Source organism: Polaromonas sp. P1_E12, assembly GCF_056405975.1.
Map to the genome: position 1 here is coordinate 673565 of NZ_JBFUBB010000002.1, position 13601 is coordinate 687165.

General features: G+C 60.0%; 12 protein-coding genes. 11 read left to right on the forward strand and 1 reads right to left on the reverse strand.

Annotated features, from left to right (window positions below; genetic code table 11):
- Positions 1-406 precede the first annotated feature (406 nt).
- The 3 genes from AC1D13_RS08985 (at position 407) to AC1D13_RS08995 (ending at position 5223) form a co-directional block, all read left to right on the forward strand.
- A complete protein-coding gene (locus AC1D13_RS08985) occupies positions 407-2329 on the forward strand; it encodes a PrkA family serine protein kinase (RefSeq protein WP_457280398.1) in 1923 nt (640 codons plus the stop codon).
- A 63-nt stretch (positions 2330-2392) separates the two neighbouring features.
- A complete protein-coding gene (locus tag AC1D13_RS08990; RefSeq protein ID WP_457280971.1) occupies positions 2393-3667 on the forward strand; it encodes a YeaH/YhbH family protein in 1275 nt (424 codons plus the stop codon).
- Complete coding sequence (locus AC1D13_RS08995) at positions 3664-5223, forward strand: SpoVR family protein (protein ID WP_457280399.1); 1560 nt, start codon at positions 3664-3666, stop codon at positions 5221-5223. The genes AC1D13_RS08990 and AC1D13_RS08995 overlap by 4 nt, the downstream gene beginning before the upstream one ends.
- A gap of 37 nt (positions 5224-5260) precedes the next feature.
- Here AC1D13_RS08995 and AC1D13_RS09000 read toward each other — a convergent pair whose 3' ends face one another.
- Positions 5261-5896 carry a GntR family transcriptional regulator gene (locus tag AC1D13_RS09000; protein WP_457280400.1) on the reverse strand — a complete coding sequence of 212 codons (636 nt, stop codon included), beginning with the start codon at positions 5894-5896 and terminating at the stop codon, positions 5261-5263.
- Positions 5897-6116: 220 nt separating this feature from the next.
- Here AC1D13_RS09000 and scpA point away from each other — a divergent pair, with 220 nt between their 5' ends.
- The 8 genes from scpA (at position 6117) to AC1D13_RS09040 (ending at position 13585) form a co-directional block, all read left to right on the forward strand.
- A complete protein-coding gene (gene scpA / locus AC1D13_RS09005; protein ID WP_457280401.1) occupies positions 6117-8279 on the forward strand; it encodes a methylmalonyl-CoA mutase in 2163 nt (720 codons plus the stop codon).
- A gap of 32 nt (positions 8280-8311) precedes the next feature.
- Positions 8312-8800, forward strand: a complete 489-nt coding sequence (locus AC1D13_RS09010; protein WP_477689377.1) for a hypothetical protein — start codon at positions 8312-8314, stop codon at positions 8798-8800.
- 4 nt (positions 8801-8804) lie between these two features.
- The gene (locus AC1D13_RS09015; RefSeq protein ID WP_457280403.1) at positions 8805-8966 is read left to right on the forward strand and encodes a hypothetical protein; all 162 of its coding nucleotides are present in this window, start codon (positions 8805-8807) and stop codon (positions 8964-8966) included.
- Positions 8963-9430: a GNAT family N-acetyltransferase gene (locus AC1D13_RS09020; protein ID WP_477689378.1), complete on the forward strand. Its 468-nt coding sequence runs from the start codon at positions 8963-8965 to the stop codon at positions 9428-9430. The genes AC1D13_RS09015 and AC1D13_RS09020 overlap by 4 nt, the downstream gene beginning before the upstream one ends.
- Positions 9430-10458, forward strand: coding sequence for a methylmalonyl Co-A mutase-associated GTPase MeaB (meaB, locus tag AC1D13_RS09025; protein WP_477689442.1), 1029 nt, complete (start codon positions 9430-9432; stop codon positions 10456-10458). Before AC1D13_RS09020 ends, meaB begins: the two co-directional genes overlap by 1 nt.
- Positions 10455-11327 (forward strand): alpha/beta hydrolase family protein, encoded by an 873-nt coding sequence (locus AC1D13_RS09030; RefSeq protein ID WP_477689379.1) that lies wholly within the window; start codon positions 10455-10457, stop codon positions 11325-11327. The genes meaB and AC1D13_RS09030 overlap by 4 nt, the downstream gene beginning before the upstream one ends.
- A gap of 31 nt (positions 11328-11358) precedes the next feature.
- The gene (locus AC1D13_RS09035; RefSeq protein ID WP_477665768.1) at positions 11359-12891 is read left to right on the forward strand and encodes an acyl-CoA carboxylase subunit beta; all 1533 of its coding nucleotides are present in this window, start codon (positions 11359-11361) and stop codon (positions 12889-12891) included.
- A 130-nt stretch (positions 12892-13021) separates the two neighbouring features.
- Positions 13022-13585 carry a hypothetical protein gene (locus AC1D13_RS09040; RefSeq protein ID WP_457306605.1) on the forward strand — a complete coding sequence of 188 codons (564 nt, stop codon included), beginning with the start codon at positions 13022-13024 and terminating at the stop codon, positions 13583-13585.
- The last annotated feature ends 16 nt before the right edge of the window (positions 13586-13601 follow it).

Below are 13601 nucleotides of genomic sequence, written 5' to 3' on the forward strand. Positions count from 1 at the left end.
CCATGCAATGCGTGTGTGTGATTTTTGTCTGTTGAATGCGCTCCGGGTTTGAAATGAATCGCGGCCAGCGATTTTGCATTCTTCAACAAAACATTCAAAGCTGCCTGATTGCCTGCGCACTGAGCTATTAAAAAAATAGCAAACTCAACGACCATGAAGACAGACGTGCGATGGTGCCGACATAGTGCACACACGCATACATATCGTCCGCATTCGTTAAAAAATACGCTGTACCTATTCGCGCATTTGGAAAATAATGGAGACGATTGTTCCTTGGAACTTTCCGTTGACGCTGCGATCTATCAATCGCATGGTGTGAGATAACAGTCGATGCATTGCGCGGAATCTGAAGCAGATTTCCATCACGAGTCGGGGTGCTTCGGTTCCCGCGCGCAAAGGAGGCTTTATGGATGTCGTCCGTAATTTTCTGACGCGTTATGAACAGACGCGAGAAGAGGAGCTGTCCATTGAGGACTACCTCGACGCCTGCAAGCGCAGTCCTCTCGTCTACGCCACTGCGGCTGAGCGGATGCTCGCCGCCATTGGCGAGCCTGAACTGCTGGACACCCGGCATGACCAGCGCCTGTCGCGCCTGTTCGGCAACAAGGTCATCAAGATCTACCCGGCGTTCCGCGACTTCTACGGCCTGGAGGATCCCATAGAGCAGGTGGTCTCTTACTTCCGCCATGCCGCGCAGGGCCTGGAAGAGAAAAAGCAAATTCTGTACTTGCTCGGCCCGGTGGGCGGCGGCAAGTCGTCCATCGCCGAGCGGCTCAAACAGCTGATGGAGCAGGTACCTTTTTACGCCTTGAAGGGCTCGCCTGTTAATGAGTCTCCGCTGAGCCTGTTCAATAATGCAGAGGACCTTCCGCTGCTCGAATCCCAGTACGGCATTGCACCGCGTTACCTGCAGCGGGTCATGTCGCCGTGGGCGGTCAAGCGCCTCGAGGAGTACGGTGGCGACATTCGCCGGTTCCGCGTGGTCAAGCGCTTTCCTTCCATCCTGAAGCAGTGCGCCATTTCCAAAACAGAGCCCGGCGACGAGAACAACCAGGACATCTCTTCGCTGGTCGGCAAGATCGACATCCGCAAGCTGGAGACTTACGCCCAGGACGATCCCGACGCATACAGCTATTCCGGCGGCCTGTGCCTGTCCAACCAGGGCCTGCTTGAATTTGTCGAGATGTTCAAGGCGCCCATCAAGGTGCTGCATCCCTTGCTGACCGCCACCCAGGAGGGCAACTTCAAGGGCACGGAGGGCTTTGGCGCCATTCCCTTCGACGGCATTGTGATGGCGCACTCCAACGAAAGCGAGTGGAAGGCTTTCAAGAACAACAGGAACAACGAGGCTTTCCTGGACCGGATCTACATCGTCAAGATTCCGTATTGCCTGCGCGTGTCGGAGGAGGTGAAGATTTATGAAAAGCTGATTCACAACTCCTCGCTGCGCAACGCCATCTGCGCCCCCGGCACCTTGAAGATGATGGCGCAGTTTGCTGTGCTGACGCGCCTGAAGGAGCCCGAGAGCTCCAGCATTTTCAGCAAGCTGCAGGTGTATGACGGTGAAAACCTCAAGGACACCGATCCGAAAGCCAAGAGCTACCAGGAATACCGCGACTATGCGGGCGTCGATGAGGGAATGAATGGGATCTCGACGCGCTTTGCCTTCAAGATTTTGTCCAAGGTGTTCAACTTCGACTCCACCGAAATCGCGGCCAACCCGGTGCATTTGATGTATGTACTGGAGCAGCAGATCGAGCGCGAGCAGTTCCCGCCTGAGACCGAGCAGAAGTACCTGGCCTACATCAAGGAAATCCTGGCCATGCGTTATGCCGAGTTCATCGGCAAGGAAATCCAGACGGCCTACCTGGAGTCCTATTCGGAATACGGGCAGAACATTTTCGACCGTTATGTGACCTACGCCGATTTCTGGATCCAGGACCAGGAATACCGCGATACCGATACCGGTGAAATCTTCGACCGCTCGGCGCTCAATGCCGAGCTCGAGAAAATCGAGAAGCCCGCCGGCATCAGCAACCCGAAAGATTTCCGTAACGAGATTGTCAATTTCGTGTTGCGCGCACGCGCCAACAACGCGGGCAAGAACCCGGTCTGGACCAGCTACGAAAAACTCCGCACCGTGATCGAGAAAAAAATGTTCTCGAACACCGAAGACCTGTTGCCGGTGATTTCGTTCAACGCCAAGGCCAGCGCGGACGAGCAGCAAAAACACGAAGACTTCGTCAACCGCATGGTCGCCAAGGGGTATACCACGCGGCAGGTCCGGTTGCTGTGCGACTGGTACCTGCGGGTACGCAAGAGTTCCTGAGGCCCACGGCGCGCCGTGGCGGCGCGTCCTGTGTCAGGTGTAGTCATGTGTATGTGACCGGAGATCACTGTGCTCCAGCAAGTCATTGACAGGCGGTTGGCGGGAAAGAACAAGTCCATCGGCAACCGCGAGCGCTTCCTGCGCCGATTCCGCGGGCAGATACGTGACGCCGTGCGCCGTGCTGTCGCGGGCCGCAGCATCCATGACATCGAACAGGGCGAAGACGTCACATTGCCGCGGCGCGATGTTTACCAGCCGGTGTTTGGGCACACCGGCGGCACGCGCGAGACCGTGCACCCCGGCAACCGTGAATACGTGCGCGGCGATCACATCGCGCGGCCGCAGGGTGGCAGCGGCGGCGGGTCGGGCGGTGAGGCCAGTCCCGACGGCGCGGGGGAAGACGACTTTGTCTTTCGCATCACACGCGAAGAGTTCATGCAGTACTTCTTTGACGACCTTGCGCTGCCCGATCTCATACGTACCCAGCTTTTGCCCGATGCGCCGGAATGGAAATCCCGCCGTGCCGGCTTCATCTCGGATGGAACGCCAACCAACCTGCACGTGGTGCGTTCGCTGCGGGTCGCGCTCAGCCGGCGCATCGCCATAGGCGGGGAGACGCGGCGGCAGGTGCATGAACTGGAGGCGCAGCTGGCGCTGGCCCTGCGCGACGCGCCGGATTTGCCTGACGAGATTCTTTCCTTGAGGACACAAGTCGACGCGCTTCGCCGGCGCCTCAAGACCATCCCGTTTTTTGATCCCTTCGACCTGCGTTACCGCAACCGGGTCAGGGTGCCGCAGCCCAGTGCCAAGGCGGTCATGTTTTGCCTGATGGATGTATCGGGCTCCATGGACGAAACGCGCAAGGACATCGCCAAACGGTTTTTTATCCTGCTGTACCTGTTCCTCAGGAAGCATTACGAGAAAACCGACGTCATCTTCATTCGCCACCACACCCAGGCCGCCGAGGTGTCCGAAGAGGAGTTCTTCCAGTCCACCGAAACCGGCGGCACCGTGGTGTCCAGCGCACTGGCCTTGATGCACCAGATCATCCAGGAGCGCTACCCTCCCGGCGACTGGAACATCTACGGTGCCCAGGCTTCGGACGGCGATAACTGGCACCAGGACTCGGCCCGCTGCCGCGAGTTGCTGGTCGGCAAGCTGCTGCCGGTGTCGCGGTATTTCGCCTATGTCCAGGTCGGTGAAGAGGACCAGAACCTCTGGGAGGAGTACACCCAGGTGCAAGAGGACAACCGGAATTTCGCGATGCGCAAGGTCGCAGCCGCGGACGAAATTTTCCCGGTGTTCAGGGAGTTGTTCAAAAAAGGCGCCAAGCCATGACAAAGACCGCAAAAAAGCCTGCCGAAGTGGCGGCGCCTGGCTTGTCCGGCACCGGGCGCCGGCATGCCTGCCTGCCCAGCCCATCCGACTGGTCCTTCGAGTTGATCGAGCTCTACCACGGCGAGATTGCGCGAAAGGCAAAGTCCTTCGGCCTGGACACCTACCCGGTTCAACTCGAGGTCATCACGGCCGAGCAGATGATTGATGCCTATGCCTCGGTAGGCATGCCGGTGAACTATCGGCACTGGTCCTTCGGCAAAGAGTTCATCTCGACGGAAAAAAATTACCGACGCGGCCAGATGGGGCTGGCTTACGAAGTCGTGATCAATTCCAACCCCTGCATCGCCTACCTGATGGAAGAAAACACCATGCCCATGCAGGCGCTGGTGATGGCGCATGCCTGCTACGGCCACAACTCCTTCTTCAAGGGCAACTACCTGTTCCAGATGTGGACCGACGCCGGCGCCATCGTCGATTACCTGGTGTACGCACGGGCCTACATTGCCGAGTGCGAAGAGCGCCACGGCTGGGAGGCGGTCGAGCAACTGCTGGATTCCTGCCACGCCCTGATGAGCCACGGCGTGGACCGTTACCAGCGCTCGCAGAAGCTGTCGCTGGCGGAGGAAGAAGCCCGCCGCAAGGACCGCGAGGCTTATCTGCAGCAGCAGCTCAATGACCTGTGGCGCACAGTCCCCAGGTCTGCCGACAAGCCGGCCGAAAAAACCCATCGCCGTTTTCCGCCGGAGCCGCAGGAAAACATCCTGTATTTCATCGAGAAGAACGCGCCCCTGCTGGAGCCATGGCAGCGCGAGGTGATCCGCATCGTGCGCAAGATCGGCCAGTATTTTTACCCACAGCGCCAGACGCAGATCATGAATGAAGGCTGGGCCACCTTCTGGCATTACACGCTGCTCAATTCCCTGTACGACGAGGGCTTGCTGACCGACGGCTTCATGATCGAATGCCTGCGGTCCCACACCAATGTCATTTACCAGCCGCCGGTGACACATCCGGGCTACAACGGCGTCAACCCCTACGCGCTGGGGTTTGCCATGTTCAGCGACCTCAAACGCATTTGCGAGTCTCCCACGGAAGAAGACCGGCAGTGGTTGCCGGACGTTGCCGGCTCCAACTGGCTGGAGACGCTGGACTACGCGATGCGGCATTTCCGCGACGAGAGTTTCATCGGGCAATACCTTTCGCCGCGTCTGATACGCGAATTCCGCCTCTTCTCAGTGGTGGATGACGCGAGCAGGTCCGAGCTTGAAGTGGCGGCCATTCATGACGACGCGGGTTATCGGCATGTACGCGAGGCGCTGTCGCGCCAGCATGACCTGAATTACCGCGAGCCCAACATACAGGTCTGGGACGTTGACGTACGCGGGACCCGCTCCCTGACCTTGCGCCACAGCCGCCACAACGACCGAACGCTCACCGACGATGTCCAGGAGGTGATCAAGCATGTTGCGCGCCTTTGGGGTTTTCCCGTCCTGCTTGAAAGTGTGGACAAACATGGCAAGGTGGTGCAGCACTGGGAGGCGGTGCCGCAGGCCTGATTCCATTCCATTCAGGGGTCGGCCGAAGGCCAGGTTGTCAGGCCGCCGCTTCCAGTCCGTTCCTGAAGTGCTCCCGCATGCGCTGCGCGGTGGCATTCGCGTCGCCTGACGACAGCGCCTGCATGATGGCGCGATGCTCGGCAAGCGACTCTTCAATGCGGCCACTTTTGAGCAGCGAGTTGTGCCGGTTCAGCTTCATCACCTTGCGCAAATCGGCCACCATCTGGTCGCGCCAGCGGTTGTTGGCGATTTCCAGCAGGCGCATGTGAAAGGCTTCGTTGATCTCGAAGAACCGTTCGCGATTGGCAACGGCTTTTTCCAGTTCGTTGTGCAGGCTTTGCAGTTCTTTTAACTGGGCAGGCGTGGCCTGGGTTGCCACAACGCTGGCCGCATCGCTTTCCAGCAGCGCGAGCAAGTGGTACACGTCGGCCAGGTCGCGTTCAGATACTTCGGTCACATAGGCGCCGCGGCGCACTTTCATCGTGACCAGGCCTTCGGTGGCCAGCACTTTCAGGGCTTCGCGCAGCGGCGTTCGGCTGATGCCGTATTCCTCGGCCAGCTTGAGCTCGTCAATCCAGCTGCCCGGCGTCAGCTCGCGGTTGAAGATGCGCTGGCGCAAAAGCTCCGCCACTTCTTCGTAAAGCGCTCGAGGGGTCAGGGACACTGCGGCCATGGGCATAAAGGTGTGTTTTGAATGTGCGAAAGCTTCGAGTGGGCGTTGCTTTCGATCAGCGCTGCACGCGAGTTAGTGGGCATTTTACTTCAAACTGAATTTTGCATCAATAATTATAAATGATGTAAACTTGACCGGATTCATGACTTCCTCTCATGCTGAGCCTATGCTGTTCCCATCGCGACGCCCGGCGTGAAGACCCGTTACGGTAACCCATCCTATGTCCAAGCCCAGCAAAGAACCTGAATTTCCCGCAGCCAGCCTCGAGGTGTGGGCCAGAGCCGCTGCCAAATCAGCGCCCGGCGGCGATGTGGGCGGGTTGAACTGGCAGACGCCTGACGGCATCAGCGTCAAGCCGCTCTACACCGCTGAGGACACCAAAGACCTTCCCCATACCAATACGCTGCCGGGTTTTGAGCCTTTCATTCGGGGGCCGCAGGCCACCATGTATGCGGTGCGTCCCTGGACGATTCGCCAGTACGCCGGCTTTTCCACGGCTGAGGAGTCGAATGCTTTCTATCGCAAGGCGTTGGCCGCGGGAGGGCAGGGCGTGTCGGTGGCGTTCGACCTGGCCACGCACCGCGGTTACGACAGCGACCATCCGCGTGTGACCGGCGACGTGGGCAAGGCCGGTGTGGCGATTGATTCGGTCGAGGACATGAAAATCCTGTTCGACCAGATCCCGCTGGACAAGGTCAGCGTCTCCATGACCATGAACGGTGCGGTGCTGCCGGTTTTAGCCGGCTATGTGGTCGCGGCCGAAGAGCAGGGCGTGAGCCAGGACAAATTGAGCGGAACCATCCAGAACGACATCCTCAAGGAGTTCATGGTCCGCAACACCTACATCTTTCCGCCGCAGCCCAGCATCCGCATCATTGGCGACATCATTGAATACACGGCGCAGAACATGCCGAAGTTCAATTCGATCTCGATCTCGGGTTACCACATGCAGGAAGCCGGTGCCAACCAGGCGCTAGAGCTGGCCTTCACCTTGGCCGATGGAAAAGAGTATGTGAAAACCGCGCTGGGCAAGGGCCTGGACGTGGATGAATTCGCCGGGCGCCTGAGTTTCTTCTGGGCCATCGGCATGAACTTCTACCTTGAAGTCGCCAAGATGCGCGCCGCGCGCCTGCTGTGGTGCCGCATCATGAAAGGCTTCAACGCCAAGAGCCCCAAGAGCCTGATGCTGCGCACGCACTGCCAGACCTCCGGCTGGAGCCTGACCGAGCAGGACCCCTACAACAACGTGGTGCGCACCACCATCGAAGCCATGGCGGCCGTGTTTGGCGGAACGCAAAGCCTGCACACCAATTCGTTTGACGAGGCGATTGCACTGCCCACCGAGTTCAGCGCCCGCATCGCCCGCAACACCCAACTCATCATCCAGGAAGAAACCCATATCCCCCACGTGATCGACCCCTGGGCCGGCAGCTACATGATGGAAAAGCTCACGCAGGACATGGCTGACGCTGCCTGGGCCATCATTGAAGAAGTCGAGGCCATGGGCGGCATGACCAAGGCCGTCGACAGCGGTTGGGCCAAGCTCAAGATCGAAGCGGCTGCCGCTGAAAAGCAGGCGCGCATCGACAGCGGCAAGGACGTCATCGTCGGCGTCAACAAATACAAGCTCAAAACCGAAGACGCCATCGAGTCGCGCGACATCGACAACGTGGCGGTGCGCGACGGGCAGATCACAAGGCTCAAGGCCATCAAGGCCAAGCGGGACAACGCCGCAGTACAGGTTGCGCTGGACGCGCTGACGGCCGCCGCCGAAAATAACAACGGCAATTTGCTGGACCTCAGCATCAAGGCCGTGCGCCTGCGTGCCACGGTGGGTGAGGTCAGCGATGCCCTCGAGAAAGTCTACGGGCGCCACCGCGCCGATACACAAAAGGTGACCGGTGTGTACGCTGCTGCTTATGACTCCGCCGAAGGCTGGGAAACGCTCAAGACCGAAATCAACGCCTTCGCTGAAGAGCAGGGCCGCCGTCCACGCGTGATGATTTCCAAACTCGGCCAGGACGGCCATGACCGCGGCGCCAAGGTGGTGGCCACGGCCTTTGCCGATTTGGGCTTTGACGTGGACATGGGCCCGCTGTTCCAGACGCCCGAAGAATGCGCGCGCCAGGCGATTGAGAACGACGTGCATGCGGTGGGCGTCTCCACGCTGGCGGCCGGCCACAAGACACTGGTGCCGGCCATCATCGCCGAGCTCAAGAAGCAGGGCGCCGATGACATCATCGTGTTTGTCGGCGGCGTGATTCCGCGACAGGATTACGAGATGCTGTACGAGGCCGGCGTGAAAGGCATCTACGGCCCGGGTACGCCGATTCCGGCGAGTGCCAAGGACGTGCTGGAACAGATTCGGGCTGCGTTGAAGTGATTTTCAGGGTGTTTTTGAGGCTCAGTCCCATCATGCTGCTTGCCGGTGCGCTCAATGCGTATGCAAACCCGCCGCAAGAGTGGATCAGGACAAGCAAAGCCGATCCAGCGTTGATTTGTAGCGAATTGCAGTCCTCATTCCCTAAAAAGCTAAGCGAGGCTGTGGCTTTGGGTAAGGTGAAAAGCCAGACGGTCGAGTCTGCTGGGGAGTATTGCGAGCCAGAAAATTCCTGCGAGATAAGGACGCTCGATTTTGTGGGCTTGAACGCCAGGTTGCTGGTAACGAAGAAGTCGCAGGACATCAGCGTTTTGACCTTCAAGGTCAATGAACCCCATTGGCATTTTCTCAGGCAAGTTCAAATTGGCGAGACGCTTTCATCTGTGAGCCAGAAATTCGGGGTTCCGATCAGCGCCAGGATGCCCTCCCCGATAAAGCTACTGGGGGAATGTGCCGGTCTGCTGCTGGAGCACAGGAGTGGACGGGTCATGAGTATTGATGTTGACTGCCAAGCCTGCTGGTAAAGCAATGAATACCCTGACCGCCCTGCTAGACGGCGATGCGATGGCCCAGCGCCGCGCCATCGCCAAAGTCGTCATGCTGATGGAGTCCATCCGCGTTGATCCTGGCCGGCACCGCGGATGTGCGGGACCAGATTCAAGCCGTTGTTGCGAAAGGAGTGTGCGGTGACAGACATCAGTTCCCGCTTGTCCTTGCAGCCGGTGCTTGCCGGCGACTTCGAGGACATGCTGGCCTTGCGCGTCGACGCCATGCGCCCCAGCCTGGAGCGTGTCGGGCGCTTTGACCTTGCGCGCTCGCGCGAGCGCCTGTTAGCGGGATTCATTCCGCAGCACATGCAACACATCCTGCTCGATGGCGAGCGTGTGGGTTTTTTCACGCTCAAGCCTGAAGGCGAAGCGGCCCTGCGGCTTGATCACCTGTATTTGCGCAGCAGTGCCAGCGGCCAGGGCATAGGCGCATGGGTACTGCGGCTGGTGCTGGCCCAGGCGCGCGAGCGCGGTCTGGTTGTCAGGCTCACCGCGCTGAAAGAAAGTGATGCCAACCGTTTCTACCTGCGCCACGGTTTTGTGCTGCAAGGCGAAGAGGGCGTGGATCTGCACTATGAATGGTCAGTGACGGAGTTGGCGACGTGATGGCCGCGCCCGATTTCCTCCAGGCCATCATGGGCCCGGACCCAATGGTGCAGCGCCGCGCCATCGCCAAGGCCATCACGCTGCTGGAGTCCACCCGCGCCGACCACCGGGCACAAGGCGACGAGTTGCTGACTGCTTTGCTGCCCCATACCGGCAAAGCCATGCGCCTGGGCATCAGCGGCGTGCCCGGCGTGGGCAAGTCCACCTTCATCGAAGTGCTGGGCCTCTACCTGATCGCGCAGGGCCACCGTGTCGCTGTGCTTACCGTCGATCCTTCCTCTTCAGTCTCGGGTGGCTCCATCCTGGGTGACAAGACCCGCATGGAAAAGCTCTCGGTGCATGAACGTGCCTACATCCGGCCCAGCCCTTCCAGCGGCAACCTGGGCGGCGTGGCCGAGAAGACGCGAGAGGCCATGTTGGTGTGCGAGGCCGCCGGGTACGACGTGGTGATCGTAGAAACTGTCGGTGTGGGGCAGAGCGAAACCGCCGTCGCCAATATGACCGACATGTTTGTGCTGATGCAACTACCCAATGCCGGCGACGACCTGCAAGCCATCAAAAAAGGCGTGATGGAGCTGGCCGACCTGGTCATCATCAACAAGGCCGACATCGATGCCGACGCGGCGATGCGGGCCGAGGCGCAGATTACTTCCGCCATGCGCCTGTTCGGCCTGGTCAATAACGCCATGAATAGCACGCAGGCCGCCAGCTTCGACAAGAACTGGCACCCGCAAGTCATCCAGCTCAGCGCCCTTCACAACAAGGGCGTGGACGTGTTCTGGAAAGCCGTGACGCAGTTCAAGGCCCTACAGACCGCCAACGGCCAGCTGGCAGCACGCCGCAAGCAGCAGTCGCTGGCCTGGATGTGGGAACGCATAGACGCCGGCCTCAAGCAGGCTTTCCGCCAGGATCCGCAAGTGCGCGAGCGCCTGCCCGGCCTGCTCGCTGAGGTGGCGCGTGGCGAAGTGGCGGCATCGACAGCTGCGAGGAGCTTGTTGGCCCTGGCATCCAAAGAGGGGAACTCATGAAGAAAATCGCCATTCTTTGCATACTGCTTCTGCAGGCCTGCCTCGCCTGGGCCGGCGGCATGGTCGCCGGCGAGCCGCAGAGTTTTGTCTTCACCGACAAAGGCTATTTCGCGGACAAGCCCGTCACGGTGCATTACTACAAGGCGCGCAGCGCTGGTCCGGATGCGCGGGTGATGATGGTGATCCACGGCGCGGAGCGGCAGGGCTCGCGCATGCGCGACAACTGGATGCCCTTTGCGGAGAAAAATAAACTCATCGTGCTGGCCCCGGAGTTTGACGAGGCGCGGTTTTCTTCCAGGTTGTTCAACATGGGCGGCATTGAAAGCCGTGATCGTGCCCAGTGGTCTTTCCAGATCGTCGAGCATCTTTTTGATTTTGTCCGTGCTGGTGAGGGCCTCGCGGCGAGCGACTACCTGCTGTTCGGCCACTCGGCAGGTGGGCAGTTTGTGCACCGCTTCATGCTGCTGACCGAGGCACCCCGCGTTTCAGTCGCCGTGGCGGCCAATGCCGGCAGTTACACCATGCCCCGCTATCCAGGTCTGATGGAAGACAAATTCCCTTACGCGCTTAACGAAAGCATTGTCAGCCCCGACAAACTCAGGCAGGTTTTTGCCCGCAAGCTGATCGTGCTGCTCGGTGAAACTGACATAAAAACCGATGAGGCCAACCTTCCCAAGGCCAGGCAAGCCACCGCCCAGGGCGTGAACCGCTTTGAGCGCGGCACCCACTTCTTCGAGCAGGCCCAGACGCAGGCGCAGAAGCTGGGCACCCCCCTGGCCTGGGAGCGTGTCACCGTGCCGGGCGTGGGGCATGACTCACGCCGTATGAGCCAGGCCGCCGCGCGCCTTTTGTTTGAACCCGTTAAATAAATTTCACCGTCCCACCATTGCGGAATACACCATGCAAGAAATCCTTGAACAACTCGAAAAGAAACGCGCTGCGGCGCGCCTGGGCGGCGGGCAAAAGCGCATCGATGCGCAACACGGCAAAGGCAAGCTGACGGCGCGCGAGCGGCTGGAACTGCTGCTCGACGAAGGCACGTTTGAAGAATGGGACATGTTTGTCGAGCACCGCTGCACCGACTTCGGCATGGAAAACAACAAGGTTCCCGGCGACGGTGTGGTCACTGGCTACGGCATGATCAACGGCCGTTTGGTGTTTGTCTTCAGCCAGGATTTCACCGTGTTCGGCGGTGCCCTGAGCGAAGCCCATGCCGAGAAAATCTGCAAGGTGATGGACCAGGCCATGAAGGTGGGCGCACCTGTTATTGGCCTCAACGACTCGGGCGGCGCCCGCATCCAGGAGGGCGTGGCTTCGCTGGGCGGTTATGCCGATGTGTTTCAGCGCAACGTGATGGCCAGCGGCGTGATTCCGCAGATCAGCATGATCATGGGGCCGAGCGCCGGCGGCGCCGTGTATTCCCCCGCCATGACCGACTTCATCTTCATGGTCAAGGACAGCTCCTACATGTTTGTCACGGGTCCTGAGGTCGTCAAGACCGTGACCCACGAGGAAGTCACGGCCGAGGAGCTGGGCGGCGCCACCACCCACACCACGCGCAGCGGCGTGGCCGACCTGGCATTCGAGAACGACGTCGAGGCGCTTCTGATGCTGCGTCGCCTGTACAACTACCTGCCGCTGAACAACCGCGAAAAGGCTCCGGTGCGCCCCAGCGCCGACCCGGCTGGCCGCATGGACCTCAGCCTGGACACGCTGGTGCCTGAGAACCCGAACAAGCCGTACGACATGAAGGAACTCATCGTCAAGACGGTGGACGACGGCGATTTCTTCGAGATTCAGCCCGAGTACGCGAAGAACATCATCATTGGTTTTGCTCGCATGGAGGGGCAGACGGTGGGCATCGTCGCCAACCAGCCTTTGGTGCTCGCTGGTTGTCTGGACATCAAGAGCTCCATCAAGGCAGCGCGCTTTGTACGCTTTTGCGATGCCTTCAATATCCCGGTCATTACTTTTGTCGACGTGCCCGGCTTCATGCCCGGCACGTCACAGGAATACGGCGGCATCATCAAGCACGGCGCCAAGCTGCTGTATGCCTATGCCGAATGCACGGTACCGAAGATCACTGTCATCACGCGCAAGGCCTATGGCGGCGCTTATGACGTGATGAGCTCCAAACATCTGCGCGGCGACGTCAACTTCGCCTGGCCTAACGCCGAGATTGCCGTGATGGGCGCCAAGGGCGCGGTGGAAATCATCTTTCGTGAAGACAAGGGCGACCCGGCCAAGCTGGCTGCCAAAGAGGCCGAATACAAGGCTCGCTTTGCCAACCCATTCGTCGCGGGCGCGCGTGGGTTTATCGACGACGTGATCTTGCCGCATGAGACGCGCAAGCGCATCTGCCGTTCGTTGGTGATGTTGCGGGACAAGAAGATTGAGAACCCGTGGCGCAAGCACGGCAACATCCCGCTGTGAACGTAGCATGATCAGCCACTATCCCCGATTCCGCGAAGGCGCGGCACCCGGCCTTGTGCCCAAGCTGGGCGGCTTGCCCTGGGGGCTGCCCGCGCATCTTTGGCCCGTTTGCAAGGAGTGCGGGCGGGCCATGAGCCATCTTGCGCAACTGCCGGCCGCTGTTCCTGAACTTCCGCTCGCGGATGGCGAAGTGCTGTTCCTTTTCAAGTGCGAGTGGGACAGTATCTGCAGCTTCTGGGAGTCTGATGCCGGCGCAAACGCCGCCTTCACGGTGCCGCAAAGCCAACTGGGCACGCTTGCAACCGACCCGCCCGCCGCTGCCAGCGACGGGCTGCCGGCTGTGCTGTCCGAGTTGGGCGTCGTGAGCTGGCGCACTGACGACGATGGCGCGCCGCCCGAGCTCGAAGAGGCCTTTTACGATTACACCCGCCACTTTGAGCTGCCGCCGGAGCTTGGACACCCCCACGACTGGGAGAGCCCCTGGTGCACCAAAAGTGGAGGCGTTCCCTATTGGACCGCCAACGGTGCGCAGCGGATGCCGCCCGGCCGGCTGTTTCTGCAGATTGACAACTGGGTAGAACTGGAGAGTGGCAGTGCGGCCGAGGTCGCCAACTTCTGCTCGGACGGCATCGCTTACGTGTTTGTCGATCGCTCACAAAATCCACCGATTTACACGATGTTTATCAACCGCTGAGGCGGTTAACGAAGAC

Coding starts and splice junctions, on each gene's coding strand:
- AC1D13_RS09015 (WP_457280403.1), top strand. CDS start 8,805: ATGAATACCCTGACCGCCCTGCTAGACGGCGATGCGATGGCCCAGCGC.
- scpA (WP_457280401.1), top strand. CDS start 6,117: ATGTCCAAGCCCAGCAAAGAACCTGAATTTCCCGCAGCCAGCCTCGAG.
- AC1D13_RS09040 (WP_457306605.1), top strand. CDS start 13,022: ATGAGCCATCTTGCGCAACTGCCGGCCGCTGTTCCTGAACTTCCGCTC.
- AC1D13_RS09000 (WP_457280400.1), bottom strand. CDS start 5,896: ATGGCCGCAGTGTCCCTGACCCCTCGAGCGCTTTACGAAGAAGTGGCG.
- AC1D13_RS08985 (WP_457280398.1), top strand. CDS start 407: ATGGATGTCGTCCGTAATTTTCTGACGCGTTATGAACAGACGCGAGAA.
- AC1D13_RS09030 (WP_477689379.1), top strand. CDS start 10,455: ATGAAGAAAATCGCCATTCTTTGCATACTGCTTCTGCAGGCCTGCCTC.
- AC1D13_RS09035 (WP_477665768.1), top strand. CDS start 11,359: ATGCAAGAAATCCTTGAACAACTCGAAAAGAAACGCGCTGCGGCGCGC.
- meaB (WP_477689442.1), top strand. CDS start 9,430: ATGGCCGCGCCCGATTTCCTCCAGGCCATCATGGGCCCGGACCCAATG.
- AC1D13_RS08995 (WP_457280399.1), top strand. CDS start 3,664: ATGACAAAGACCGCAAAAAAGCCTGCCGAAGTGGCGGCGCCTGGCTTG.
- AC1D13_RS09010 (WP_477689377.1), top strand. CDS start 8,312: ATGCTGCTTGCCGGTGCGCTCAATGCGTATGCAAACCCGCCGCAAGAG.